General features: G+C 71.4%; 21 protein-coding genes, 1 pseudogene and 1 riboswitch. Of the genes and pseudogenes, 11 read left to right on the top strand and 11 right to left on the bottom strand.

Translation table 11 applies throughout. The features are described from left to right. Positions 1 to 431 precede the first annotated feature (431 nt). The 6 genes from BJ998_RS29115 to BJ998_RS29090 all read left to right on the top strand — a co-directional run bounded on the left by BJ998_RS29115 (position 432) and on the right by BJ998_RS29090 (position 5,330). Entirely contained in the window at positions 432 to 1,040 is a 609-nt protein-coding gene (locus BJ998_RS29115; protein WP_184866546.1) for a cyclodeaminase/cyclohydrolase family protein, read from the top strand. Continuing rightward, the gene (locus BJ998_RS29110) at positions 1,037 to 1,858 is read left to right on the top strand and encodes a bifunctional 5,10-methylenetetrahydrofolate dehydrogenase/5,10-methenyltetrahydrofolate cyclohydrolase (protein ID WP_184866545.1); all 822 of its coding nucleotides are present in this window, start codon (positions 1,037 to 1,039) and stop codon (positions 1,856 to 1,858) included. Before BJ998_RS29115 ends, BJ998_RS29110 begins: the two co-directional genes overlap by 4 nt. Before the next feature lie 50 nt (positions 1,859 to 1,908). Continuing rightward, positions 1,909 to 2,028: riboswitch (cobalamin riboswitch) on the top strand. Between the two features lie 33 nt (positions 2,029 to 2,061). Continuing rightward, positions 2,062 to 2,277, top strand: a complete 216-nt coding sequence (locus BJ998_RS29105; protein ID WP_221338158.1) for a CbtB domain-containing protein — start codon at positions 2,062 to 2,064, stop codon at positions 2,275 to 2,277. Between the two features lie 24 nt (positions 2,278 to 2,301). After that, positions 2,302 to 3,141: a CbtA family protein gene (locus BJ998_RS29100; RefSeq protein WP_184866544.1), complete on the top strand. Its 840-nt coding sequence runs from the start codon at positions 2,302 to 2,304 to the stop codon at positions 3,139 to 3,141. Next, on the top strand, positions 3,060 to 3,677 hold the full coding sequence (locus BJ998_RS29095; protein WP_376775929.1) for a histidine phosphatase family protein: 618 nt from the start codon (positions 3,060 to 3,062) through the stop codon (positions 3,675 to 3,677). The genes BJ998_RS29100 and BJ998_RS29095 overlap by 82 nt, the downstream gene beginning before the upstream one ends. A 381-nt stretch (positions 3,678 to 4,058) precedes the next feature. Next, positions 4,059 to 5,330 (top strand): glycoside hydrolase family 27 protein, encoded by a 1,272-nt coding sequence (locus tag BJ998_RS29090; protein WP_221338157.1) that lies wholly within the window; start codon positions 4,059 to 4,061, stop codon positions 5,328 to 5,330. Here the strand turns inward: BJ998_RS29090 and BJ998_RS29085 are convergent. From BJ998_RS29085 to BJ998_RS29070, 4 genes are all read right to left on the bottom strand, one after another. Then, positions 5,267 to 6,583 (bottom strand): MFS transporter, encoded by a 1,317-nt coding sequence (locus BJ998_RS29085; protein WP_312890384.1) that lies wholly within the window; start codon positions 6,581 to 6,583, stop codon positions 5,267 to 5,269. The genes BJ998_RS29090 and BJ998_RS29085 overlap by 64 nt on opposite strands. Before the next feature lie 43 nt (positions 6,584 to 6,626). Further along, the gene (locus tag BJ998_RS29080; protein WP_184866542.1) at positions 6,627 to 8,366 is read right to left on the bottom strand and encodes an Hsp70 family protein; all 1,740 of its coding nucleotides are present in this window, start codon (positions 8,364 to 8,366) and stop codon (positions 6,627 to 6,629) included. A 127-nt stretch (positions 8,367 to 8,493) separates the two neighbouring features. Continuing rightward, positions 8,494 to 9,108 (bottom strand): sigma-70 family RNA polymerase sigma factor, encoded by a 615-nt coding sequence (locus BJ998_RS47735; protein WP_376775928.1) that lies wholly within the window; start codon positions 9,106 to 9,108, stop codon positions 8,494 to 8,496. Positions 9,109 to 9,892: 784 nt separating this feature from the next. Further along, positions 9,893 to 11,569 carry a chitinase gene (locus tag BJ998_RS29070; protein ID WP_221338156.1) on the bottom strand — a complete coding sequence of 559 codons (1,677 nt, stop codon included), beginning with the start codon at positions 11,567 to 11,569 and terminating at the stop codon, positions 9,893 to 9,895. A 166-nt stretch (positions 11,570 to 11,735) separates the two neighbouring features. On the opposite strand from BJ998_RS29070, the gene BJ998_RS29065 reads away from it, so the two are divergent. After that, on the top strand, positions 11,736 to 16,274 hold the full coding sequence (locus BJ998_RS29065; protein ID WP_184866539.1) for an ATP-dependent helicase: 4,539 nt from the start codon (positions 11,736 to 11,738) through the stop codon (positions 16,272 to 16,274). A gap of 73 nt (positions 16,275 to 16,347) precedes the next feature. Here the strand turns inward: BJ998_RS29065 and BJ998_RS29060 are convergent, their stop codons facing one another. Next, complete coding sequence (locus BJ998_RS29060) at positions 16,348 to 17,337, bottom strand: 1-aminocyclopropane-1-carboxylate deaminase (RefSeq protein ID WP_184866538.1); 990 nt, start codon at positions 17,335 to 17,337, stop codon at positions 16,348 to 16,350. A gap of 210 nt (positions 17,338 to 17,547) precedes the next feature. After that, complete coding sequence (locus BJ998_RS29055) at positions 17,548 to 18,234, bottom strand: GntR family transcriptional regulator (RefSeq protein WP_184866537.1); 687 nt, start codon at positions 18,232 to 18,234, stop codon at positions 17,548 to 17,550. A 52-nt stretch (positions 18,235 to 18,286) separates the two neighbouring features. Here BJ998_RS29055 and BJ998_RS47730 point away from each other — a divergent pair, with 52 nt between their 5' ends. Next, positions 18,287 to 18,595 (top strand): ribosomal protein L7/L12, encoded by a 309-nt coding sequence (locus BJ998_RS47730; RefSeq protein WP_184866536.1) that lies wholly within the window; start codon positions 18,287 to 18,289, stop codon positions 18,593 to 18,595. A 114-nt stretch (positions 18,596 to 18,709) separates the two neighbouring features. On the opposite strand, the gene BJ998_RS29045 is transcribed toward BJ998_RS47730, so the two are convergent. Both BJ998_RS29045 and BJ998_RS29040 read right to left on the bottom strand, forming a co-directional pair. Next, entirely contained in the window at positions 18,710 to 19,474 is a 765-nt protein-coding gene (locus BJ998_RS29045; RefSeq protein WP_312890383.1) for a maleylpyruvate isomerase N-terminal domain-containing protein, read from the bottom strand. Then, on the bottom strand, positions 19,471 to 19,929 hold the full coding sequence (locus tag BJ998_RS29040) for an SAV_6107 family HEPN domain-containing protein (protein ID WP_184866535.1): 459 nt from the start codon (positions 19,927 to 19,929) through the stop codon (positions 19,471 to 19,473). The genes BJ998_RS29045 and BJ998_RS29040 overlap by 4 nt, the downstream gene beginning before the upstream one ends. 177 nt (positions 19,930 to 20,106) lie before the next feature. Here BJ998_RS29040 and BJ998_RS29035 point away from each other — a divergent pair, with 177 nt between their 5' ends. Together BJ998_RS29035 and BJ998_RS29030 are read left to right on the top strand one after the other, a co-directional pair. Continuing rightward, complete coding sequence (locus tag BJ998_RS29035) at positions 20,107 to 20,604, top strand: YbaK/EbsC family protein (protein WP_184866534.1); 498 nt, start codon at positions 20,107 to 20,109, stop codon at positions 20,602 to 20,604. Beyond that, positions 20,601 to 21,170 carry a GNAT family N-acetyltransferase gene (locus tag BJ998_RS29030; protein WP_184866533.1) on the top strand — a complete coding sequence of 190 codons (570 nt, stop codon included), beginning with the start codon at positions 20,601 to 20,603 and terminating at the stop codon, positions 21,168 to 21,170. Before BJ998_RS29035 ends, BJ998_RS29030 begins: the two co-directional genes overlap by 4 nt. 24 nt (positions 21,171 to 21,194) lie before the next feature. Here BJ998_RS29030 and BJ998_RS29025 read toward each other — a convergent pair whose 3' ends face one another. Next, positions 21,195 to 22,877, bottom strand: coding sequence for a DUF885 domain-containing protein (locus BJ998_RS29025; RefSeq protein ID WP_184866532.1), 1,683 nt, complete (start codon positions 22,875 to 22,877; stop codon positions 21,195 to 21,197). A gap of 92 nt (positions 22,878 to 22,969) precedes the next feature. Between BJ998_RS29025 and BJ998_RS29020 the strand changes: the two genes are divergently transcribed. Then, positions 22,970 to 23,650: a DUF3153 domain-containing protein gene (locus tag BJ998_RS29020; RefSeq protein WP_184866531.1), complete on the top strand. Its 681-nt coding sequence runs from the start codon at positions 22,970 to 22,972 to the stop codon at positions 23,648 to 23,650. 69 nt (positions 23,651 to 23,719) lie between these two features. Here BJ998_RS29020 and BJ998_RS29015 read toward each other — a convergent pair whose 3' ends face one another. Then, the gene (locus tag BJ998_RS29015) at positions 23,720 to 24,073 is read right to left on the bottom strand and encodes a hypothetical protein (protein ID WP_184866530.1); all 354 of its coding nucleotides are present in this window, start codon (positions 24,071 to 24,073) and stop codon (positions 23,720 to 23,722) included. 224 nt (positions 24,074 to 24,297) lie between these two features. Next, a pseudogene (locus BJ998_RS29010) lies at positions 24,298 to 25,181 on the bottom strand (methylenetetrahydrofolate reductase). Positions 25,182 to 25,246 lie beyond the last annotated feature (65 nt).

Genomic DNA, 25,246 nt, shown 5'->3' with positions numbered 1-25,246 from the left:
GACGTGGGCCCGTGATCCCCCCGACCTCAGCAGTTGGAAACTCACGGCGAGGCGCCGCAGTCGACCCCCAGGGCTGCGGCGCTTCTTTTTGCCGTCTCTTCGGCGTCGCGGCTCGGCCCCCGGGTAGCCGATGCCTCGCGCTCTCCTGTCTTGGAGGCGGGGAGGGGCGTCGGGGGCGCGAAGTGGTCGGGGTGGGCCTCCCGCGCTCGACGTTGCCGGGCGGTGCCGCTCGGGCTGCACTGCCGCCAAGTCCGCCTTCGCACCACTACCGGCCACAAAACCGCCGTTCGCTTCACCTGAGCCCAACCCGGGGCGCGCGCGTCTCTGCCACCAGGGCGGCCTTCGCTGCACCATTCGCACCGAGGACCGCCTTCGCCTCACCCTGTCCTCTACCACTTCTGGGGGTGGAGGGCGGTTCTACGCTTGATCGCATGCGGGAGCAGACGATCGGTGGCTGGCTCGACGAGCTGGCGTCGGGCGCGCCGGCGCCGGGCGGCGGAGCGGTGGCGGCGATGCACGCGGCGATGGCGGCCGGGCTCGTGTCGATGGTGTGTGAACTGACCGTCGGCAGACCGAAGTACGCGGAGCACGAGCCGACGATGCGAGAAGTCCTGGCGCTGGCGGGTGAGCGACGGCAGGCGGCGGTGGAGCTCGCGGAGGCTGACGCGGAGGCGTTCACGGCGGTGACGGCCGCCTACCGGCTCCCGAAGGCCACGGACGAGGAGAAGGCGGCCCGAACCGCTGCCATCCAGGAGGCGCTGGTCAAGGCGGCGGACGTGCCGCTGAGGACGGCGGCGCTGGCGGGCGAGGTCCTGGAGCTGGCGCGCAGGATCCGGCCGGGGGCCAACGTGAACGTGCTGTCGGACGTGGCGGTGGCGGCGGTGTCGGCCCGCGCGGCCATGCAGGCGGCGGCGGTGAATGTGGCGGTGAACCGGGCGTCGATGACCGACGTAGTCGCCCGAGCCCGACTGGAAGCGGAACTGGCCCGTATCGGCGACGAGGTCGCCGCGGCCGAGAAGTTCATCGAGGAGCTGGCATGACCCTCATCGACGGCCGCGCGCTGGCCGCCACCATCCGTGCCCGGATCGCCGACGACGCGGCCCGGCTGCGGGCCGCCGGCACGACCCCGACGCTGGCGATCGTGGTCCCCACCGACGACGAGGCGACGGCCTGGTACGTCCGCTCCATCGTGCGCACGGCGGAGAAGGTCGGCGTCGCGGTGCGCGTCGTCGACGAGCGGGAGCTGCTTGGTCCGTGTCTGGCGGAGCTGTCGGCGGACCCGACGGTGCACGGCGTGATGTGCCAGACGCCGCTGCCGCCGGGCATCAGCCGCGACGACATCGCGGTGCACATCGACCCGGCCAAGGACGTGGACGGCGCCAACCCGACCAGCCTCGGCCGCCTGGCGGCGGGGCTGCCGGCGTTCGCGCCGGCGACGGCGCAGGCGGTGGTGGAGCTCCTGCGGGCCCACGGCACGACGCTGGCCGGCGCGGACGTCGTGGTCGTGGGCCGCAGCACGGTGGTCGGCAAGCCGGCGGCGCTGCTGCTGCTCGCGGAGAACGCGACCGTGACGGTGTGCCACTCGCGGACGAAGGACCTGGCGGTGCAGACGAGCCGGGCGGACGTCGTGGTGGCCTGCGTCGGCAGCGCGCACGTGCTCGGCGCGGCGCACATCCGCCCGGGCGCGGTGGTGATCGACGTCGGCACCAACCCGACGACGGACGGCGGCCTCGTCGGCGACGTCGACACGCAGGCGGTGGAGCCGATCGCGGAGGCGATCACCCCGGTGCCGGGAGGTGTCGGTCCGGTGACGACAGCGCTGCTGCTGCGCAACGTCGTGACCGCTGCTTCACACTGATTTCATACTGCCTGCTCGGCGGATTGACGTGCCCCGATCGGGGTCCGTAGTGTGCGGCGCTGAGTGATGGTGTGCGTAAGCCGGTGGGATTCCGGCGCGGTCGCGCCACTGTGTGCCCGGGTCCTCGGACGCGGGCGAGCCAGACACCACGCCATCACCTGCCCCACGAACGAACGGGACGCACGATCCCCGAAGGAGGCTCCATGAGCACCATTCCCGCGACCACCGCCGTTCCGACGCCGGTCGTCCTGCCGCTGCCCAAGGCGATTCTGTGGCTGGGCGGCACCGTGCTCCTCGCCCTGGCCCTGTACTACTTCATCGGCATCGACCAGGGTGCCACCTCGGTGTTCGGCGACAACATGTACATCCACGAGTTCGTGCACGACGCGCGCCACTTCCTCGGCTTCCCCTGCCACTGATCACCAGGGGCGGGACAACCGAACATGGAGAAGCGAATCATCCTGCGGGGTGTGCTGGCCGGCGCCCTCGCCGGACTGTTGGCGTTCGTCTTCGCCCGGATCTTCGCGGAGCCGCAGATCCAGGCCGCGATCGACTACGAGAGCGGGCGTGACGAGGCGCAGGCCGCCCTGGACAAGGCCGCCGGCCTGCCCGCGGGCGACGAGGGCCCGGAGATCTTCAGCCGGGCCATCCAGGCCAACGTCGGCATCGGCGTCGGCATGGTGCTGTTCGGCGTCGCGATGGGCGCGCTGTTCGCCGTGGCGTACGCGGTCTGCCTGGGCCGGGTCGGCAACCTGCGGCCGCGCACGCTGTCGGTGCTGGTCGCCGGCGGCGGCTTCCTCGGCATCTACCTGGTGCCGTTCGTGAAGTATCCGGCCAATCCGCCGTCGATCGGCCACCAGGCGACGATCGGTGTCCGCGGCGCGTTGTACGTGCTGATGATGGTGTGCTCGGTGGCGTTCCTGATCGGCGCCGTGGTGCTGGGCAAGCGGTTGGCCAAGCGGTTCGGCAACTGGAACGCGACGCTGCTGGCATCGCTGGCTTTCGTGGTGGTGATCGGGGTCGTGATGGCGCTGCTGCCGTCGCTGGGCGAACTCGCGGCGAACGTCCGTGATTACGGCCAGCAGGCGACCGAGACGCCGCAGCCGCTGCGCAACCCGGCCGGCCAGATCGTCTATCCGGGTTTCCCGGCCGATGTTCTGTGGGACTTCCGCTTCTACTCGCTCGCCGCACAGGCGATCTTGTGGGCGGTCATCGGCCTGGTGTTCGCGCCGCTGGCCGAGCGGCTGCTCGCACCGAAGCCGGCCGCGCGGGTGACGGCCTGAACCGGATCTTCCTGGTCTGCCACGGCGCCACCGACGCCGTGCGGCAGGCGCGTTTCCCCGTTGACGAGCCGTTGTCGCGACGGCCGGAGGCGCTGGCCGGACCGGCCAGACTGGACGGTTTCAGCCGGGGGCCGGAGCTGCGCTGCGCGCAGACCGCCGAGGCCCTCGGCTGGGACGCCGCCGTGGACGAGGCCCTCGCCGATCTTGATCACGGCTCGTGGCGTGGCCGGTCACTGGCCGAGGTCGACCAGAACGAGTTGTTGGCGTGGATGACCGATCCCGACGCCGCCCCGCACGGCGGCGAACCGGTGAGCGCCGTGCTCAAGCGGGTCGCCGACTGGTTGGACCGTCAGGGCGACGTTGGTCGACTCGGTGTCGTCACGTCGCCGGCCGTAGCACGGGCAGCGATCCTAGCGGCGCTAGCCGCGCCCGCCGCCGCGTTCTGGCGGGTCGACATCGCGCCGCTGACGGTCACCCAACTCACCGGCAGCCCCGGCCGGTGGACGGTCCGGGAGACCGGCCTCCCACTCGGCTGATCCGCGTACGTTCGGGTGGCTCCCCCGCGTTCCGCCGCCTCGCTCGGGCCGTCACGTTGCGACACTGCCGGGATCAAGGACAAGTGGTGGACCGGGCTGCTTCGACGTGTCGATTGTCTGGTGACATCACGCAGCACGAAAGCGCACCGGACACGTTCAGCACCCGACCGCTGGGAGCGGAGCACCCGAGCACGTTGATCAGGCGCGGCAACCTGGCTGTCGTGCGATCGCAGCGCGAGAAAGCAGGGCTGGCCGATCCGCCCTGGGCCACCTAGACTGCAAACGTTTCCAACCTGTTGCAGGCCCGCCGCCGCACGACTTGGGTGGGAGGGTCTCGTGCGTCGGTACGCGTGGGCGCTGGCGGTGCTAGCGCTTCTAGCGGTGACACCTGCGGCGAATGCCGAGGACAACGGGCTGGCGAGCAAGCCGCCGATGGGGTGGAGCAGTTGGAGCTTCATCCGGAAGGCGCCGACCGCGGCCAAGATCGAGGCGCAGGCGGATGCGATCAAGAGCTCGGGGCTGGCGCAGCACGGGTTCGAGTACGTCAACCTCGACGACTTCTGGATGAAGTGCGACGGCAGCGGGCCACTGGTGGACGGGAACGGGCGGTGGGTCCCGGACACGAGCAAGTTCCCGGGCGGGATGAAGGCCGTGGCGGATCACGTGCACGGGGACGGGTTGAAGTTCGGGCTCTACGTCACACCGGGGATCCCGGAGAACGCGGTGAAGGCGAACTCCCCCATCGCGGGCACGAGCTTCCACGCCAAGGACATCGCGGTGACCACGACCCAGGAGAAGAACTACAACTGCAAGCACATGTACGGCATCGACTACACGAAGCCGGGGGCGCAGGAGTACATCGACTCCTGGGCGAAGCAGTTCGCGGACTGGGGCGTGGACTACCTGAAGATCGACGGCGTTGGCAGCCCGGACATCCCGGACGTGAAGGCGTGGTCGCAAGCGCTGCGGAACTCGGGGCGGCCGATCCACTACGAGCTGTCGAACAACCTGGCCATCGCGGACGCGAAGACGTGGCGGCAGTACGCGAACGGCTGGCGCACCCAGGGCGACGTGGAGTGCTACTGCGGCACGAACGGCGCCAGTTTCCCGTTGACGGACTGGAAGCACGTGTCGAGCAGGTTCGACTCGGCGTCGAGCTGGCAGCAGTACGCGGGCCCGGGCGGCTGGAACGACCTGGACTCGCTGGAGATCGGCAACGGCGACAACACGGGCCTGACCAGCGACCAGCGGCGCAGCCACCTGACGCTGTGGGCGATGGCGGCGGCGCCGCTGCTGCTGGGCACCGACCTGACCCACCTGGACGCCACCGACAAGGCGATGCTGACCAACGACTCGGTGCTCGGCGTCGACCAGGACGCGATCGCCGCGAAGCGGATCATCAAGAGCGGCAACAACCAGGTGTGGGCCAAGAAGGAGCCGTCCGGCGCCTACGTCGTGGCCCTGTTCAACACGGCGACCAGCGGCAGCGCCACGATCACGGTGAACTGGTCGCAGGTCGGCATCACCACGGGCGCGGCCGCGGTGACGGACCTGTGGGCGCAGAAGGCCAAGGGCACGATCAAGGGCAGCTACAGCGCGACGCTGCGCCCCGGCGAGACGCGGCTCATCCGCGCGGTCCCGGCGACGTCCTGATCACCGGCCGGTGGCTCCGGCGCGGGAGCCACCGGCCGCAGGGTCGTTCCCATGCACGCCATCAGCAGCGGCAGGGCGGCGAATCCGACCACGAGCCCGAGCACGGTGAACGACCAGGCGCTCATGATCAGGCCGGCCAGCAGGCCACCCAGGGCGCCGCCGACGTTGAGCACCAGGTCGGCGAGCCCCTGGGTGGACGGCCGCAGCCCTGCCGGCACGGATTCGGTGAGCAGCGCCGAACCCGCGACCACGCCGGCCGACCAACCACAACCCAGCATGATCATGCCGATGGCCATCTGCGGGGCGTCGTGCGCGGACGCCATCCCACACACACCCGCGCCGGCAACGACAAGCGCCGCCCCGAGGGCGAGCACCGGCACCCGGCCGATCCGATCCGCCAGCACGCCGAACAGCGGGCTCGCCGCGTACATCCCCGTCACGTGCACGCTGACGACGATGCCGACGACCACCAGCGTCGACCCGCCGCCGGTCATCTGCACCGGCATCATCGACATCATCCCGGTCATCGCCGTGTTGCACAGGGCCACGCCGAGCAGCGCCAACCGGACGTTGGGCCCGATCGCCGCCCACACCTCGGCCCGGGTGTGCCGGCGCGGCAGCTCGGACGCCCCGACGCCGCAACAACTGTCGCCGACGACAACCGCAACCCGCCCGGCCAGCAACGGATCCGGCCGCAACCCGAGCAGCACCCCGCAGCCCGCCACGAGAAATGCGGCAGCCGACACCAGAAACGGCCCACCGGCACCGAAAGCAGCAACCGGCGCGACGAGGTTGGGCGCCGCGATCACGCCGAGCGTCGTCGCCCAGACCACTGTGGACATTGCGCCGGCGCGACGCTCCGGATGGGCCAGATCCGCCGCGGCGTAGCGGGCGGCCAGCGTCGCCGCCGTGCCGCCACCGAACGCCACCAACGCCAGCAGCAACAGCTGCCACGAGCCAAGAGCCGTCGCGCCAAAGCATCCGACGCCGCCCACCGCGCCGACCCCGTACGCCGCCGTCAAGGCACGCCGCCGTCCGAACCGACCGGCGAACGCAGCGACCGGCACCGCCAGCACCGCCGCGCCGACCGCGATCGCGGTCGCCCCCAAACCACCGACGGCAACGGAGCCGGACAGCGTCGTCGCCGTCAGCGCACCGAGCGTGATGCCGGTGCCGACGCCGATCGAACCGACGGCCTGGGTGCCCACGAGGAAACCGAGTACCCGGCGCTGCGCGGGATGGCGGCGATCCACCACTCGATCGTCACACGCCGCGACCATCGTCGTTGACGACCAATCAGGTGCCCGGCTGTACCGAACGTTCGAACGCGCCGGCCGCCTTCGCTGCGGTCAGTGACGTCGGGTCCGCCGTGGCCGGCGCGGTGAGCACGCCGACGAGCGGGCGGTCCGACACCGTGAACACGACGACGCCCACGCCGCTGGAGGCGAGCGCCTGGTACTCGCCGGACAGCCCGTTCCCCTTCCACGACGCACGAACCTTGGTGGTGTTCGGATAAGCGTCCATCAGCGCCCGTACCTTCCCGTTCACCTCATCGAGCGAACCTGTCTGGGTATAGACAACGGTCTGTCCGTCGATGTGACACGTGACGCTGGCCAGCCCCGCCACGGCGACGCCGGTGCCGTCGTAGCCGCCGTGGCAGTCGCCCCGGTCGGCGACGGGCCCGGCGAGCTGGCGGGTGCAGGTGGTGAAGCCCTTGGCGTCCGGCGCTCCCGGCTTGCCGGCGCAGTCCGCGGCGCTGGGGAACCGGCTCGGGCTGAGCACCAGGAACCCGCCCAGCACGACAAGAGCGACGAGCACGATCGCGCCCAGCGCGACCATGGTCGCCTTCGATGCGCCCTTCCGCGGCGGCGCGGCGGACGGGGGCGGCAGCTGCGGGAACTGGGCCGCCGCCATGAAGTCGCCGGTGCTCGGGTACTGCTGCGGCGGTGCGGCAGCGGCAACCTGGGCCCGGATCGTCACGCCGTCACGCGGCACGAGATGGGCCCCCAACGCGACGGCCGTCTCCGGCTGGTCCAGGCTCGCCGGCGCGACCCGCAACCGCTCCCCGATCAGCGTCGCCACCAGCGGTGTCCGGCTCGCTCCACCGACCAGGTAGATGCCGGCCAGCGACATCGGGTGCACACCGCTGGCCGCGATCGTCGACGACAGCAGCTCCACGCTCCGGGTGAGGCTGGGCCGGATCAGCGCCTCCAGCTCCGGCCGGGTGACCAGGACGTCGGCGAACGGCTCCGGCATCGGCACCTCGGTCTGCGGGTGCCGGGACAGCGTCTCCTTGGCCGCGCGCACGTCCTCGACCAGGGCGCGGCGGGCACGACGGTCCGCTGTGGACTCCGGCCGCAGCAGCTGCTGCCACTTGGCGGCGTCGCGGTTGGAGACCTGGCGGCCGACGTATTCCAGCAGCAGTTGGTCCATGTCGGTGCCGCCGAGATCGGACAGGCCGTCCTCGGCGAGCACGGTGAAGCCCTGCGGCGTCGCGGCGACCACGGCGACGTCGAACGTGCCGGCGCCGAGGTCGTAGACGGCGAGCGAACTTCCCGGTGTGAGGCGGTTGAAGTGGGCGGCCGCCGCGACGGGCTCCGGCACGAGCACGATGGCGCCGGTCATGCCCGCGAGCCGCGCGGCCGACATGAGGGTGTTGCGTCGCGGCGCGCCCCAGCGGGCCGGATGCGTCAGCCGGAACTCGTCCGGCAGTGCGCCGCCGAGCTGGCGGACGGTCTCGTCGAGCACCCGCCGCAGCACGGCGGCGAGCACGTCGGTGACGGGAACGACGCTGCCGCCGAGCAGCAGCGCGCCGTCGTCGATGCGGCGCTTCGGATTGGCTTCGAAGCGCGTGGGATCCAGCCGGGCCTGCCGCTCGGCGTCCCGGCCGACCAGGATCACGCCGTCCTCGCCGACGTAGACGGCCGACGGCATGGTGGCCGCGCCGTCGACCTCGACGACACGCGGCTGCTGTCCGTGCGCGGCGAGCACCGCGACCGTGTTCGACGTCCCCACGTCGATCGACAACACCCGCACGCGCGCCCCCTCACCTCTGGCTTCGCGCAGATGCTGCCACACGGCACGATGTCCGGTGCGCCGGTTGACCAAGCCCGTCACGAGCCCGATGGGATGACACTCCCTCACCCCATCGGGTGCCCGACCTTCAGATCTCCTTCGTGTTGCCGACCAGCTTGCGCAGCCTGGTCAGCGCCCGGTGCTGCGCCACCCGGACCGCACCCGGGGTGGACCCCACCAGATCGGCGGTCTCCTCGGCGCTCAGGCCGACGACCACCCGCAGCACCACGATCTCGCGCTGCTTGTCGGACAGGACCGCGAGCAGCCTGTCCATCGAACCCTTCAACTCGTCCTGCAGCACCCGCTGCTCCGGACCCGCGACCGTCTCCGGCCGGTCCGGCACCTCGGGCACCGGCAGCGACCGGTTGCGCGCCGCCGCCCGGTGCGCGTCGGCGACTTTGTGCTGCGCGATGCCGTACACGAAGGCCAGGAACGGCTGCCCCTGGTCCCGATAGGACGGCAACGCCGAGATCACCGACAGGCAGACCTCCTGCACCACGTCGTCGGCCGAGGAGAACGACCGGTCCAGCCGGCCGATCCGGGCCCGGCAGTACCGCAGCACGATCGGCCTGATCGACTCCAACACCCGCTGCGTGGCAACCGGATCGCGGTTGACCGCGGCGTCGACGAGCTGACGGAACTGCTCGTCCTGCGGACCGTAGGCGGCCACCGGCTTCGGCGCCGGCGCGACGGCCGCCCCCACAGGTAGAACCTGTGCCAAGTTATTCATCTGTCCCCGCACGTGAATTTGGGTGGTGATCCGTCCTCGACTGGAGAATCGACGGCGAATCGGTTTGGCAACTGCGTCAGTGCACCCCACGCGCCGGGTAATCAGACCGTCTCCGTAGCGGCCGGCGATCCGAACACCCCCGACACCCCTTGCCCCGTGCCGCACCGCAGTGGATCGGACCATTCCCAAAGCCCCATCCGGCGCGATGCGCGTCCTGGTTGTCGTCCCACCGACTTCCCGGACGCACGGATGACGCTAACGCTGCGTGGCCGCCCTCACAAGGACCCTGGGAAACTTTCCAGGAATGGATCCGTACTGGTGAACACGCCGCTACCCACCGTGAGGAGTACGCAAGTTTCCGCCGGTCGGTCCAGGGCGGCTCGTGCAGACACACCAGGAAAACGTGCACCACCCCGGCCTCGTGCACTCCCGCTTACCAGGGAGAACACGAAACGCAACCGTGACCTTCGCCTGCGGCCGGCCGGCTGGACACGCTCCGGTAACAACTGTCCGCTGTCGCCACAACCACCCACGAGCGTTGCGCAGTCGGTCGAACACCAGCCGTAGTCCACCCTGATAATAGGGATAGAAAAGGCTTTCTACCTACCCATTGGTAATCAATAGTCGGGGACATTTCCCGCCGATACTCATTCGATCGAGTGACACGCACGCCGAAGGGCCCATTCCCGTTGGAGAATGGGCCCTCCGTGACACTCGACATCAGTTAAGGGTTACCGCGAGTACGATGTCGAATGTCCTACAGGCCGCCGAGGTGCGGGTGCACCGTGTTCGCGAAGGCGTAGCCGTTGGACGCGTCCCAGTTGATCGACCAGGTCATCGCGCCGCGAATCCCCGGGTAGGTGGCCGAAGGGTGGAAGCTGCCGCAGTTGGCGCCCTTGGCCAGGCAGTCCAGCGCGGCGTTCACAGTGGACGGTGACATGTAGCCGCCGCCGGCCGCCGAGCCGGAGGCCGGCAGGCCCAGGCCCACCTGGTCGGCGCGCAGGCCGCCCTGCAGCTGGATGCAGGCCAGCGCGGTGACGAAGTTCTCCGTGCCCTGCGCGTAGACGCCCTGGTCGCAGCCGTTCATCGTGCCGGAGTTGTAGTACTGCGTGTTGACGATGGTCAGGATGTCCTTGATGTTCAGCGCCAGCTGGAAGTACGCCATGCCGGTGGACTGCATGTCGATGGTCTGCGGCGCCATCGTCACGATGAAGCCCGAGCCGACCTTGCTCGCCAGCGAGTGCAGCGCCTGCGCCATGTAGGTGGCGTTGACGCCGTTCTCCAGGTCGATGTCCACACCGTCGAAGCCGTAGCGCTGGATCAGGGAGTACGCGCTGTTGGCGAAGTTGGCGGCGGCGCTCGAGTCGCCGACGCTGATCGTGCCGTTCTGGCCGCCGACCGACAGGATCACCTTCTGGCCGCGGGAGTGCGCGGTGGCGATGTCCGCGGTGAACTGCGCGTCGGTGTAGCCGCCGAGCTGGCCGGACAGTCCCGAGTCGAGGGTGAAGGAGATGGCGCCGGGGGTGCTCGTGGCGTCGGCGAAGGCGACCGCGATCAGGTCGTAGCTCGTGGGCACGTCCGCCAGCTTCAGGGCCTTGGCGCCGTTGTAGAAGTTCTGCCAGTAGCCGGTCAGCACATGGGCGGGCAGGGAGCCGCCCGGGGTGCCGCCGCCGCTGGACTTGGTGGTCGCGGTGATGGTGGCGGACTTCGGCGACTCGCCGACCGAGTTGTATGCCGTGACCGCGTACTGGTAGCTCGTCGACGCGGACAGGCCGGTCACGGTGTAGGAGGTGCCCGACACGGAGGCGACCTTCGTGCCGTTCTGGTACACGTTGTAGCCACTCACGTCACCGGACGGGGCCGTCCAGGCCAGCGAGACCGAGGACGACGTGGTGCCGGTCGAGGTGAGACCGGTGGGCGCGGCCGGCGCCGTCGGGTTGCCGCCACCACCACCGGGGCCGCTGAGCACGAAGTCGTCCGCGTAGTAGGTGGGCTGGCCGTACCAGCCGTGGATGTAGACGGTGACGCTGGTGGTGTTGGCACCGGTGGTGAAGTTCGTCGACAGCTGCGTGTAGCCGCTGGCGGAGGTCCACGTCTGCGGGTCGGTGCCGCCCGTGCCGGTGGCGCCGAGGTAGATGTAGCTGCCCTGGACGTACGCGGACAGCGTGTACGCCGAGTTCGGCAGCACGGTGACCCTCTGGCTGCACTGCGCGTAGTCCTGGCCGGCAGGGGTGGCCGCGACCGCGTACGAGCCGCTGTGCACCGGGCTGCCCACGGTGGTCGCGCCGCTGCACGTCCAGCCGCTGGTGTTGCCGGCCTCGAAGCCGGGGTTGGCCAGCAGATTCGTGGCTGCCGCCGCCGGGGCGGCGATGCCGAGCACGACCGTGGCGGCGGCGACCGCTCCGGCTAACCAGCGTGTCCACTTCCGTGACATAGCTGCTACCTCCATGCGCAGGGGTGGCGGCCTGGGCATCGAGTGACGCACACACGTGCTGATGAAAATGGACTAGACCATTTCCCGGTGTCAAGAGAAAGTCACGTTTCCGCAGGTCAGTGGCGGTCGCGCGGGAAGTGTCAGACCCGCTTGTCATGATGGGTGCATGGCGGACGCGCTGTCGGTGTTCTCCCCCGCGACCAGGGACTGGTTCACGGGGGCCTTCGTCGCGCCCACCGCCGCCCAGCAGGGCGCCTGGTCGGCGGTGGCGGCCGGCGAGCACGCCCTGGTCGTCGCGCCGACCGGCTCCGGCAAGACGCTCGCCGCCTTCCTCTGGGCGCTGGACCGGCTGGCCTCGCAGCCGCCGCCGGAGAACAAGCAGCACCGCTGCCGCGTGCTGTACGTGTCGCCGCTGAAGGCGCTGGCGGTGGACGTGGAGCGCAACCTCCGCGCGCCGCTGGCCGGCATCAGGCAGGCCACGCACCGGCTCGGCCTGCCGGAGCCGTCGATCACCGTCGGCATGCGCACCGGCGACACGCCCGCCGAGGAGCGCCGCGCCTTCGTTCGCACGCCGCCGGACGTGCTCGTGACGACGCCCGAGTCGCTGTTCCTGATACTGACGTCGGCGGCGCGGGAGTCGCTGCGCGGCGTCGAGACCGTGATCGTGGACGAGGTGCACGCCGTCGCCGGCGGCAAGCGCGGGGCGCACCTGGCGCTGTCGCTGGAGCGGCTGGACGCGCTGCTGCCCAAGCCGGCGCAGCGGATCGGGCTGTCGGCGACCGTGCGCCCGGTGGAAGAGGTCGGCGCGTTCCTGGCCGGCGGACGGCCGCTGCGGGTGGTGCAGCCGCCGGCCAGCAAGACCATCGAGGTCACCGTCGAGGTGCCCGTCGAGGACATGGCCACGCTCGGCGAGCCGACGGGCGAGGTCAGCGGCTCGGCCGCCGGGGCGGAGCAGCGGACCTCGATCTGGCCGTCGGTGGAGCAGCGGGTGCTGGACCTGGTGCGCCAGCACCGGTCGACCATCGTGTTCGCCAACTCGCGGCGGCTGGCCGAGCGGCTGACCGCGCGACTCAACGAGCTCGCGGGTGAGGAACCCGTGGAGATGGAGCGGTTCCCGGCAGAGGCCGTCGGTGGTTCGGGGATAGCCACCGGGGCCCTGCCGGTGATCGCCAAGGCGCACCACGGCTCGATGTCACGGGACCAGCGCACCCTGGTCGAGGAGGAGCTCAAGTCGGGACGGCTGCCGTGCGTGGTCGCCACGTCCTCGCTGGAGCTGGGCATCGACATGGGCGCGGTGGACCTGGTGGTGCAGGTCGAGGCGCCGCCGACGGTGGCGTCCGGGCTGCAGCGGGTCGGCCGGGCCGGGCACCAGGTCGGCGCGGTGTCGAAGGGTGTGGTGTTCCCGAAGTTCCGCGGCGACCTGGTGGCGTGCGCGGTGGTCGCGGAGCGGATGGCCGTCGGCGCCATCGAATCCGTGCGCTATCCGCGGAATCCGCTGGACGTGCTGGCCCAGCACATCGTGTCCATGGTGGCGATGGAGCCGTGGTCGGTGACCGAGCTGGCGGCCGTGGTCCGGCGGGCCGCGCCGTTCGCGGGGCTGCCGGAGTCGGCGCTGAACTCCGTGCTGGACATGCTGGCCGGGCGGTATCCCAGCGAGGAGTTCGGCGAGCTGCGGCCGCGGATCGTCTGGGACCGGATCTCCGGCGAGCTGCGCGGCCGACCCGGCGCGCAGCGGCTGGCCGTCACCTCCGGCGGCACCATCCCCGACCGCGGGCTGTTCACCGTGATGACTCCCGGCGGCGAGGACGGCCGGCCGGGGTCGCGGGTGGGCGAGCTGGACGAGGAGATGGTGTACGAGTCGCGCGTCGGCGACAACATCCTGCTGGGCACCAGTTCCTGGCGTATCGAGGACATCACGCACGACCGGGTGATCGTCGTGCCGGCGCCGGGCCAGCCGGCCCGGCTGCCGTTCTGGAAGGGCGACAGCGTCGGCCGCCCGCTGGAACTCGGCCGTGCGCTGGGGAAGTTCGTCCGCGAGCTGTCCACCATGGACTCGGCCAAGGCCCGGGAGCGGGCCGTGTCGGCGGGGCTGGACGAGTGGGCGTGCGACAACCTGCTGTCCTACCTGGACGAGCAGAAGTCGGCGACCCGGCACGTGCCCGACGACAGAACCGTTGTGGTGGAACGGTTCCGGGATGAGCTCGGCGACTGGCGGATCGTCGTGCACTCGCCGTTCGGGGCGCAGGTGAACGCGCCGTGGGCGCTGGCGATCGGGGCGCGGCTGCGGGAACGCCGCGGGCTGGACCCGCAGGTCGCGCACTCCGACGACGGCATCGTGGTGCGGCTGCCCGAGGCGTTCGACGACACCGGGGCCGACGTGCTGCCCAGCGCCGAGGACATGCTGCTCGACCCGGAGGAGGTCGAGCAGGTCGTGGTGGCCGAGGTCGGCGGCTCGGCGCTGTTCGCCGCCCGGTTCCGGGAGTGCGCCGCGCGGTCGTTGTTGTTGCCGCGCCGGGATCCCCGGCGCCGGTCGCCGCTGTGGCAGCAGCGCCAGCGGTCCGCGCAGCTGCTGGCCGTGGCGTCCCAGTACGAGCAGTTCCCGGTCGTGCTGGAGGCCATGCGGGAGTGCGTGCAGGACGTGTACGACCTGCCCGGCCTGCGGGAACTCATGGGCGACGTGCGGGCGCGGCGGGTTCGGGTCGTCGAGGTGCAGACGCCGCAGCCCTCGCCGTTCGCGCGCAGCCTGCTGTTCGGCTACGTCGGCATGTTCCTGTACGAGACGGACACGCCGCTGGCCGAGCGCCGCGCCGCGGCGCTGTCCCTGGACACGACGCTGCTGGCCGAACTCCTCGGCTCCGAGGCGATCCGCGAGCTGCTGGACCCGGAGGTGCTCGAGGAGATCGAGCAGCAGCTCCAGCGCCTGGCGCCCGACCGGCACGCCCGCAACGTCGAGGAGACCGCGGACCTGTTGCGGCTGCTGGGAGATCTCACCGTCGAGGAGGCGGCCGAACGCGGCGCCCAGCCGGAGTGGCTGGAGCAGCTGGTCACCGAGCGGCGGGCGATCCAGGTGCGGATCGCCGGTTCGCTGCGGTACCTGGCCATCGAGGACGCCGGCCGGGTGCGTGACGCCCTCGGCGCGGCGCTTCCCGTTGGCGTGCCGGAGGTTTTCACCGAGCCCGTCGCCGATCCGCTCGGCGACCTGCTGACCCGGTATGCCCGCACCCGCGGCCCGTTCCCGGCCGCGCAGGCCGCCGCCCGGTTCGGGCTCGGCGTCGCCGTCGTGCACGGCGTGCTGGACCGGATGGCCGGTGCCGGCCGATTGGTTCGCGGCGAACTGCGGCCCGGCGGAATGGGCACCGAGTACTGCGACGCCGAGGTGCTGCGGCGGCTCCGCCGGGCGTCGCTGGCCCGGCTGCGGGCCGAGGTCGAGCCCGTCGAGCAGGCCGCCTACGGTCGGTTCTTGCCCGGCTGGCACGGCGTCTCCCGCCGGCTGCGGTCCGCGCCGACCGTCGACGACGTGCTGTCCGTCGTGGAACAGCTGGCCGGGGCGCCGCTGCCGGCGAGCGGGTTGGAGTCGTTGATCCTGCCTTCCCGGCTGCCCGGCTACAACCCCGCGCTGCTGGACGAGCTCACCGCCACCGGCGAGGTCACCTGGGCCGGCTGCGGCGCGCTGGCCGGCGGCGACGGGTGGATCGCGTTGGCGCCCGCCGACGTCGCCGACCTCGTGCTGCCCGATCTCGACGAGACCGTGCCGGAGTCGCCGCTGCACTCCGGCGTGCTGACGGCCTTGGCGGGCGGGGCGCTGTTCTTCCGTCAGCTCACCGACCGGGTCACCGGCCTCGTCGAGGATCCGGTGGACGATCCGGCCGTTGTCACCGCGCTGTGGGACCTCGTGTGGGCCGGGCTCGTCACCAACGACACGTTGGCGCCGCTGCGTTCCCTCGTCTCCGGGCGCGGCGCCGCCCACCGACCGCGGCGGCCCACGCCTCGCGGCCGCTACGCCCGGCTGGGGCGGGCGCAGATGCCCAGCCGTACCGGTCCGCCCACCGTCTCGGGCCGGTGGTCGCTGGTGCCGGCGCGGGAGTCCGACCCGACCCGGCGGGCCCACGCCCGGGCCGAGGTCTTCCTCGAGCGGCACGGAGTTCTCACCCGCGGCGCCCTCGACACCGAGCGGGTGTCCGGCGGCTTCAGCGGCGTGTACCGGGTTCTTCGCGCCATGGAGGACTCCGGCCAGGTTGTCCGTGGTTACGTCGTCGACGGGCTCGGCGCCGCCCAGTTCGCCGCCCGTGGGGCTGTCGACCGCCTGCGGGCCCTGTCCCGTCCCGGCGAGACCTCCCTCGACGCCCTGGTGCTGGCGGCCGCCGACCCCGCCCAGCCCTACGGCGCCGCCCTGCCGTGGCCCGATCCGGTCGGCGACGGCAAGCACCGCCCCGCCCGCAAGGCCGGCGCCCTCGCCGTGCTCGTCGACGGCGTCGCCGCCCTGTACGTCGAACGCGGCGGGCGGTCCCTGCTGTCCTTCACCGAGTCCGAGCCCGAACTCCGCCAGGCCGCCGAGGCCCTTGCCCGCTCCGTCCGCGACGGCTGGCTCGGCCAGCTGGCCGTGCAACGCGCCGACGGCGAGGGGGCTTTGGGCTCCAAGCTGTCGGTGGTGCTCCAGGACGCCGGCTTCCGCGCCACCCCCAAGGGATTGCGCCTCCGCGCCTGACCGCTCCTGCTTCGCACGTGAGTGGCTCACTTGCCCCCTGGCGCGAAATGAGCCACTCACGTGCGAAAGGGACCTAGCCGATGGTGCTGTAGGCGCTCAGTGCCGGCTGGCCGCCGAGGTGGACGTAGAGGACCGTGCTGTCGGCCGGGATCTCCTTGCGGCTCACCAGATCGATCAGGCCCGCCATCGACTTGCCCTCGTACACCGGATCGGTGATCATGCCCTCGGTTCGGGCCGCCAGCCGCATGGCCTCCAGAGTGGACTCATCGGGCACGCCGTAGATGCCGGCGTGGTAGCGGTCGTCGAGGATGACCTCCAGCGGCTCGGCGCCGATCAGCGCCGCCGTCGCGGTGGCGATGCGCGTGACCTGGTCGAACGTTTCCTTGGGCTTGGCCGAGGCGTCGATGCCGATGACCCGCCGGTCCCGCCGGTCGGTGAAGCCGGCGAGCATGCCGGCCTGGGTCCCGCCCGTCACCGAGCACACGATGATCGTGTCGAAGAAGACGCCCAGTTCGCGTTCCTGCTGCTCCAGCTCACGCGACCAGCCCGCGAACCCCAGCCCGCCGAGCGGGTGGTCCGAGGCGCCGGCCGGGATCGCGTACGGTTTGCCGCCGGCGTGCTCGATCTCCGCGATCGCGTCCTGCCAGCTCTGCTTGAACTCGATGCCGAACTCCGACCGCACCAGGCGGACGTCCGCGCCCATCAGGCGGCTCAGCTGGATGTTGCCCACGCGGTCGTAGCCCGGGTCCTCCCACTCCACCCAGCTTTCCTGCACCAGCACGCACTTCAGCCCCGCCCGCGCCGCCGCGCCGGCCACCTGGCGGGTGTGGTTCGACTGCACGCCGCCGATCGACACCAGCGTGTCGCACCCCTGCGCCAGCGCCTCTGCCACCAGGTACTCCAGCTTGCGGGTCTTGTTGCCGCCGTAAGCGATGCCGCTGTTGCAGTCCTCACGCTTCGCCCACACCCTCGCGCCACCAAGGTGATCGCTCAGCCGCTCCAGCGGATGCACCGGCGACGGCCCGAACGTCAGCGGATAACGCGCGAAGTCCTCAAGCCCCATGGGAAGGCTCCAATCGGTCTGGTGGTCGGCGATGGTCGGGAGGGCCACACGGGAGGGCAGGAATGTGCGCGGCCGGACGGATCACACGGTCAGGCGAGCAGGGCATCGTTCGGATGGTCGGCGGCCGGATCTGGCTCGCTGCCGGGCAGTTCGGATGGTCGGCGGGATCCGGGTCGCTGCCGGCCGGTTCGGATGGTCGGCGAGCCCGCACTAGTCCGCGGGATCGGTGGACGGGGTCTCGCCCGCGGTGGTCTGGTCGGCCAGCTCCGCGGCGAGGGTGGCCCAGTTGCGTTCGGTGAGGCGGCTGGCCAGGTCGCCGTCGCCTTGCTCGCAGGCAACGACGATCTCCTCGTGCATGGCGACGGAATCCACGCCGCAGCTGGACGAGAAGCGTTGGTACTCAAGGCGTCGCACCAGCGGGGTGTAGCGCTGGATGGTGGCGGCCACGGCGAAGTTGCCGCAGGCCTCGACGGGGATGCGGTGAAAGTCGTCGTCGGCGGCGAGGGCCTCGGCGATGTCGGGTGCGGTGAGGGCGGCGGCGAAGCGGGAGTTGTGGGAACGCATGCGGGCCAGGTCGTCGGGAGTCAACAGGGGCACGGCGAGGCGGAGGGCGAGGCCGTGCATGGCCTGGACGACCTGGAGGGCGTCGCGGACGGCGACGGGGTCGATGGGGGTGACGCGGGTGTAGCTGTGCGGCTTGGACTCGACCAGGCCTTCCTCGGCGAGGTGGCTGAGGGCCTCCCGGACGGGGGTGCGGGAGAGGCCGAGGCGCGCGGCGAGGTCGAGGTCGCGGATGGCCTCGCCCGGAACGAGGTCGCCGGAGACGATGGCCTGGCGGATCGTGGCCAGGGCACGATCCCGCAGGAGCGGCCGGTCCAGGCGACTAATATATTGCATTTCGGTAGCGTGACCTGCTGGGACGCATTCGTCAAGGGGCTACGGTGCTCCGGTGGATCCCACACTCACGGCCGTGCTGGTCGGCGTCGCGGTGCTGGTGCTGCTCCTCGCGGTGGCGGGCCGCGGCGGCTCGACCAAGCAGCTCGAACGGCGGCTGGATCGTCTGGAACGCAAGCTCGACGTGCTCATGCAGCACCTCGACGTGCCGCAGCCGGGACTCGCCGGCCCGGACCTCGCGGTGGACCAGGACGTCGTCGCCCTGGCCCGGGCGGGCCGTAAGATCGAGGCGATCAAGCGCTACCGGGAGCTCACGGGAGTGGGACTCAAGGAGGCGAAGGACGCGGTGGAACGGATCCACTGAAGGAACCGCGAGGCACGCGGGAACCTGCGGAGCCACCAGGAACCGGCGAGACGCGCGGAGCGGGCGCGCCTCGCCGGTTCGGGGGCCGGCCGGTACGGGAACCGGCCGGACCGCTCAGTGGGTGGCCAGGCGGAGCAGGGCCCAGAGGGCGGCGACGGCGTCCATGTCGCCGGTGATCCGGACGGCGGTGAAGGGCAACCGCCCCCACAGCCACAGGTAGACGGTCATGGGCTCGCCGGTCACCGTGGCCTGGGCGGACTTGGTGTCGGCGGGCGAGGCGCGCCAGGCGGCCTTGTTGTCGCCATGGGACGTCACCAGCCACACCCGGCCGCCGGAGCGGACGGCGACCTTGAACTCGGAGCTGCCGGAGACTCCTATCACCGACAGGCGGTGGGCGAACCAGAGCGTCAGGGCCTCGTCCACCCCGTCGACGGCGACGTCGTCGTCGACGGTGAAGACCTCGGTGTGGGTGGCCGACTGGAGGTCGACGCGGTGGATGGTGGCCTCGTGGGCCATCCGACGGCGCCAGAAGCCGTAGGTCTGGTCCAAGGTCCACCACGTGGTGCACACCTCGTCGGCGGGATGTGCAGCCAACTCATCGACCAGCTCGTGCAGCCCGCCCCGCAGGAACTCGACCAGTGCGCCGCCGGGCGGCGGCTCGCTCTCCCACCGCACGGGCCCGTTCCCGCCGCGCAGCCGCGCGGCGACCATCCGGAACACACCGCCGACATGACGGACGGTGTCCGCCAGGGTGGAGGTGGGCTTGCTGGGAATGGGCAGGTCCGGCCGGGCGCCGTCGGCCGTGTCGGCCATCAGCTCTCCCTCGGCGACGAGAACGTCGAGCAACCTGTCGTGGTCGATGAGTGCCCGCCCGGTCACCGCCCCGCCCCGTGCACGGCACGGTCGACGAGCTCGACGAACTGACCGGCCTGCCGGACGAGGTCGTCGGCGCTGCGGGCGGACACGAGCCGGGTGATGCCGGACTCGACGGCGTGCCGGGTGGACGCGCACGACTGGAAGAAGGCGCCCCACTCGGCGAACTCGGGGGCGACCTTGGCCAGCAGCACCCACGCGCTCATGGGCTTGGTGCGGGTGCGGTGCGGCCGCCCGCGCAGGGCGAGCACGGCGGCGGCGGCCCGCAGGGCGGCAAGGTGCGCCCGCACGAAGCGCTCGGCGGGGTCGGCCTCCTGCTCGGCCTGCAGCAGCCCCTGCCGGGCCTGGGCGAGCAGCGTCCGCGCCGACGGCGACGCGCCGGGCGACGGAACCGCGCGAAGTCGGGACCTGGGCGGGGTGGACACCAGGAACGACTCGGGAAGACGAACGGGCACAGACATCAGCGGCCTCCTCGCAGGCGTCGTGGCTCGACGTCTCCGCCGTGGGGAAGCCGGCGGCTCGGATCGAACGTCTGTTCGATACTTCGAGAATAGCGCGTAGCCGACGGCGGGTTCAAGCCCGCGCCGGAACAGGGGTCACTTCCCCTCGGACGGCCCAGCCGTGGTGTCATTGGCTGCGTGAGCGATCAGGAGCACCCAGGGGTGAGCACGGTCCGCAACGCGCTGCGGGCGGCGGGGGCGACCGATGCGGCCGCCGGGATCCGGGTGCTCGACGACGCGGTGCGCACGGCGTCCGCCGCGGCGGACGCGGTCGAGGTGCCGGTCGGCGCGATCGCGAACAGCCTGTTCTTCCTCGCCGACGGCAAGCCGCTGCTGGTGCTGACGTCCGGCGCGCACCGCGCGGACACCAAGCGCCTGGCCGAACTCGTCGGCGTGCGGAAGGTGCAGCGCGCGGACCCCGATGCCGTCCGAACGCACACTGGTCAGGTGATCGGCGGCGTCTCGCCCGTCGGCCACCCCGAAAAGATCCGTACCCTGGTGGACGTGCACCTCGCCGAGTACGACGTCGTCTGGGCCGCCGCCGGGCATCCCAATGCCGTCTACCCGACGACGTTCGACGAGTTGGTCGCCGTCACCGGCGGAACCCCTGCGACCGTGGCCGGAGACCAGCAATGACAGCGTCGCCACGCACCGAGCGACTGGTCGAGTTCAGCGCCGAGACGCTGCGGGCCCGCCTGCCGGAGGCGCTCAACCTGTACGTCACCGCGATGCGCTACCCCAGCGGCACCGCCCAGCAGCGCGCCCCCATGTGGCTGGCGCACATGATCCGGGCGGGCTGGCGCTGCGTCGGCGCGCTCGACCAGGAAGGCGCGCTGGTCGGCATCTGCTACGGCTATCGCGGCGCCGCCGGCCAGTGGTGGCACGAGCAGGTCCGCCGCGGTCTCACCGCGGTGTCCACGCCGACCGCCGTCGACGAGTGGATGCGCGACTACTTCGAGCTGACCGAGCTGCACGTGTCGCCGGACGCGCAGGGCCGCGGCATCGGCGAGCGGCTGCTGCGCGGGCTGCTGGACGGCGTCACCTCCGAGCGGGTCCTGCTGTCCACGCCGGAGGGTCCGTCCCGGGCGTGGCGGCTGTACCGACGGGTCGGCTTCCAGGATGTGTTGCGGCACTACCACTTCGCCGGCGACCCCCGGCCGTTTGCCGTGCTGGGCCGCACCCTCCCGATCGAACCGGCCTGATCCGACCGGGAGGGTGAGCAACCCTCAGATCTGGGCGAGCCGCTCCCGCAGCGTGTCCAGGCCCATCGAGCCCATCTCCAACGCCTGCTTGTGGAACGCCTTCAGGTCGAAGGCGTCGCCCTGGCGGGCGCGGGCCTCGTCGCGGGCGGCCAGCCACAGCCGCTCGCCGAGCTTGTACGACGGCGCCTGCCCCGGCCAGCCGAGGTAGCGGTCGATCTCGTCGCGCACGTGGGCGGGGTCGGTGATCGTCCGGGTCAGCATGAACTCCAGGCCCAGCTCCGGCGTCCAGCGCTCGCCCTCGTGGAATCCGGTGCCGGCCGGGATCTCCAGCTCCAGGTGCATGCCGAGGTCGACGATCACCCGCGCGGCCCGGAACAGGTGGCCGTCGAGCATGCCGAGCAGGTCGCCGTCGTCGTCGAGGTAGCCGAGCTCGCGCACGAGCCGCTCGGCGTACAGCGCCCAGCCCTCGCCGTGGCCGGAGACCCAGCACATCAGCCGCTGGAACCGGTTGAGCTGGTCGGCCCGGTAGACCGCGGTGGCGAACTGCAGGTGATGGCCGGGCACGCCCTCGTGGTAGACGGTGGTGGTCTCGCGCCAGGTGGAGAACTCCTCGCGGTCGGCGGGCACCGACCACCACATCGCGCCCGGCCGGCTGAAGTCGTCGGTCGGGCCGATGTAGTACGCGCCGACGGTGCCGCCGGGCGGCGCGATCTTGCATTCCAGCGCCATCAACGGGTCGGGGATGTCGAAGTGCACGCCGCGCATGTCGGCCAGGGCCTTGTCGGACAGCCCCTGCATCCAGTCGCGCAGCGCGTCCTGGCCGTGCAGCTGGTAGCGCGGGTCGGCGTCCAGCACCGCGGCGGCCTCGGCCAGCGTCGCGCCGCCGCGGATGCGGTTGGCGACCTGCTTCATCTCCGTCTCGATGCGGGAGAACTCCTCCCAGCCCCACTCGTACGCCTCCTGGAGGTCGAGCTGGGCGCCGGTGAAGTAGCGGGAGTTCAGCCGGTACACGTCCACGCCGACGGCGTCCTTGGCGGGCGCCTTCGGGGCGAGTTCGTCACGCAGGAAGGTGGCCAGGTCGGCGTAGCCCTGGGCGGCCGCGTTGGCGCCGGTCTCCAGCCGGGTGCGCAGCGCGTCGTCGACGCCCTCGGCGCGGGCGATCATCGTGGCGAAGAAGGACGATCCGCCGCGCAGGCCCGCCCACGTGTCGCACTGCTCCGCGACACGGGTCACCTGGCGCAGCGCCGACACCACGCCGCGGTCGGCCGCCTTGGCCAGCGACGCCCGCAGCCCGGCCAGCGCCTGCGGCACCTTGGTCAGCCGGGTGGCGATGGTCGACCACTGCTCGGCGGTCTCGGTCGGCATGAGGTCGAACAGCTGCCGCAGGTCCTGCACGGGGCTCGCGATCACGTTCAGCGAGGACAGGTCCAGCCCGGCGTCGTGGAACTCCAGCAAGAGCCCGTTGCGCTCCAGGAACACGGCCTTGGCCGCCCGCTCCGAGTCGTCGGCGGGTTCGGCCGCCCCGATCTCGCGCACGGCCCGGGCGGTCAGCTCGGCCCGGCTCTCGTGGCCCTCGGGCGAATAGTCCGTCAGGTCCTCGTCGTACCCCGTGATGCCGAGGTGGGTCGCCGCGTTCGGGTCCAGAGCGGCGTAGTCCGCGACGAAGTCGTCGCTCAGCTGATGCACGCCTCGTGGGGTGGATGACATGTTCGGCACGCTACCCGGCCACACCGACACCTCCGTAGCTCCTTCGGGCGGTGATCCGCCGGGAAGTCCGGTCCTGCTGGCAGGATGACCCGGTGCTGTCAAGGCTTGTGGCCAGGCCGTTCCCCCGGATCGTCGGGCTCTCGCTCGCGTTCACGGCCGCCGTGGTGATGTTGACGGGCTGTGTCCGCGCCCGCGCCGACCTGACCGTGTCCGGCGACTTCAAGGTGTCCGGCACGATGATCGCCGCCACCGTGCCGGCCTCCCCCGACGACCACGGCCCGCAGCTGTCGATCCCGTCCGATCTGGGCGAGGAGGTGATGGTGCAGCCGTACAGCGCGGACGGCTACGTCGGCACCCAGTTGTCGTTCAGCGACCTGGAGTTCGACCAGTTCACCACGCTCGTCGGCGGGTCGAGCGCCGCCAGCAGCAACTACCAGCTGCTGCTGCGCCGGGTCGGCGACCTGGTCTACTTCACCGGCTCCGTCGACCTGCGCACGGTGCCGGCCGACCACTCCGACGTCGAGCTGAAGATGACCTTTCCGGCCGGCGTGACCAGCGCGACGGGGTCGGTCGACGACGACACCGTCACCTGGAACCCGAAGCCCGGCTCGATCACGTCGCTGTCGGCGACGTCCGACCTGTCGACGCTGGCGACCGCGTCGTGGATGCGCTGGAGCGTGCTCGTCGCGGCGCTGCTGGTCGGCTCGGTGCTGGTGATCAGCGTGCTCGCGTTGCGGGCGCACCGCCGCAGCCTGCGGGTCCGCCGCCGCTGAAACCTGGTCCCGTACACCCGAAAACGGGGCGTGCCCCGCAGGGCCCGCCCCGTTTCTCGTCGACCGTGATCAGCCGGCGGTGTTCGAGCTGTTGTCGGCGTTGGAGCCGATGTACTCGAGGTAGCTGCTGATCGGCAGCGTGTTGCCCGCGAACTGGATCGGCAGGTAGTCGGACTCCTGCAGGTCGCCACCGCCGCCCAGCACGTTGGAGGCGTTGGTGTGGCTGGCACCGGAGCCGTCCACGTACTCCTCGCTGGAGACCGGCACGTGGTTGTCCACGATCTGGATCGGCACGTAGTGCGTGACCTGGGTGTCCCCGCCGTCGTGCAGGACCAGGTCGTTCGGGGCGTCCGCGAACGCCGGCGAGCCGACGATCATCAGACCGGCCGCGACGCCAGCGATCATTCCGGCTTTCTTCAGCACGGACTCCACACTCCTTGAGTTGCACCGCTTCTTCATGAAGACACCGCACCGGCGAAACCGCCGAAGCCGTGCAGGCGTGAAAACTACCGCCATTCGGAGCAACTTCGCCTCGTCACGACCCCATTGAGTGACAGTTCGATCGCACGGCGTGTCGCCACCGGCACCCGGGCTGACCAGGCCGTTCACCCACCCGACCGGTCGGGGTGTGTCACCCGGCCGAACGATCATGCGCGGGCCGGTGCAGGCCCAGCCGCTCGACCACCTCGGTCGTCGCCTTGGACATGTTGAACGTGTAGAAGTGCACGCCCGGCACGCCCTCGTCGATCAGCCGCTGCGCCAGCTCGGTCACGATGTCGATGCCCTCGGCGCGGAACGCCTTCGGGTCGTCGACCAGCGGATCCAGCCGGCGGGCCAGCGATGGCGGTACCGGGGCGCCGGACAGCTCGACCGTCTTGCGCAGCGTCCGGACCGTGGTCAGCGGCAGGATCCCGGGCAGCAGCGGGGCGTCACAGCCCCGCTTGGCCAGCCGGTCCCGCAACCGCAGGAAGTCCTCGGCCTCGAAGAACAGCTGCGCGATGGCGAAGCCGGCGCCGGCCCGGAACTTCCGCACCAGGTTCTCCGTGTCGGAGTCCAGGTCGGTCGAGCGGGGATGCCCGTACGGGAACGCCGCCACCCCGACGCAGAAGTCGCCGAGCTGCTTGACCAGGGCGACCAGCTCCTCGGCGTAGGTCAGGCCCTGCGGGTGCCTGATCCACTCGCCGTTGGGGTCGCCGGGCGGGTCGCCCCGCACGGCCAGGATGTTGCGCACGCCCACCGCGGCGTACCAGCCGATGACGTTGCGCAGCTCCGCCACCGAGTGGTCCACGGCCGTCAGGTGTGCCATCGGCAACAGCGACGTCTCCTGCACCACACGACCGGTGGTCCGGATCGTGCGATCGCGGCTGGACCCGCCGGCCCCGTAGGTGACCGACATGAACGCCGGCTCCAGGCCCTCCAACTGCCGGATCGCCAGCCAAAGCCGCTGCTCATCGGCCTCGTCGCGGGGCGGGAAGAACTCCACCGAGAACACCGGATCAGGCCCGTGGAGTCGCTCGACCACCGACGTCATGACTCAAGATTACGGGGAGGAGCCTCGCCAGTGGCGCCCGCGCCGGGCCACGTACTGTTGGCAAT

Source organism: Kutzneria kofuensis (genome assembly GCF_014203355.1).
GTDB classification, from domain to species: domain Bacteria; phylum Actinomycetota; class Actinomycetes; order Mycobacteriales; family Pseudonocardiaceae; genus Kutzneria; species Kutzneria kofuensis.
This window is presented reverse-complemented; position numbering and strand designations above follow the sequence as displayed.

Bases quoted from the DNA above. Each gene is read 5' to 3' on its own strand.
- BJ998_RS29115 (WP_184866546.1), top strand. From the start codon at position 432: ATGCGGGAGCAGACGATCGGTGGCTGGCTCGACGAGCTGGCGTCGGGC.
- BJ998_RS29110 (WP_184866545.1), top strand. From the start codon at position 1,037: ATGACCCTCATCGACGGCCGCGCGCTGGCCGCCACCATCCGTGCCCGG.
- BJ998_RS29105 (WP_221338158.1), top strand. From the start codon at position 2,062: ATGAGCACCATTCCCGCGACCACCGCCGTTCCGACGCCGGTCGTCCTG.
- BJ998_RS29100 (WP_184866544.1), top strand. From the start codon at position 2,302: ATGGAGAAGCGAATCATCCTGCGGGGTGTGCTGGCCGGCGCCCTCGCC.
- BJ998_RS29070 (WP_221338156.1), bottom strand. From the start codon at position 11,569: ATGTCACGGAAGTGGACACGCTGGTTAGCCGGAGCGGTCGCCGCCGCC.
- BJ998_RS29065 (WP_184866539.1), top strand. From the start codon at position 11,736: ATGGCGGACGCGCTGTCGGTGTTCTCCCCCGCGACCAGGGACTGGTTC.
- BJ998_RS29060 (WP_184866538.1), bottom strand. From the start codon at position 17,337: ATGGGGCTTGAGGACTTCGCGCGTTATCCGCTGACGTTCGGGCCGTCG.
- BJ998_RS29055 (WP_184866537.1), bottom strand. From the start codon at position 18,234: ATGCAATATATTAGTCGCCTGGACCGGCCGCTCCTGCGGGATCGTGCC.
- BJ998_RS29040 (WP_184866535.1), bottom strand. From the start codon at position 19,929: ATGTCTGTGCCCGTTCGTCTTCCCGAGTCGTTCCTGGTGTCCACCCCG.
- BJ998_RS29030 (WP_184866533.1), top strand. From the start codon at position 20,601: ATGACAGCGTCGCCACGCACCGAGCGACTGGTCGAGTTCAGCGCCGAG.
- BJ998_RS29025 (WP_184866532.1), bottom strand. From the start codon at position 22,877: ATGTCATCCACCCCACGAGGCGTGCATCAGCTGAGCGACGACTTCGTC.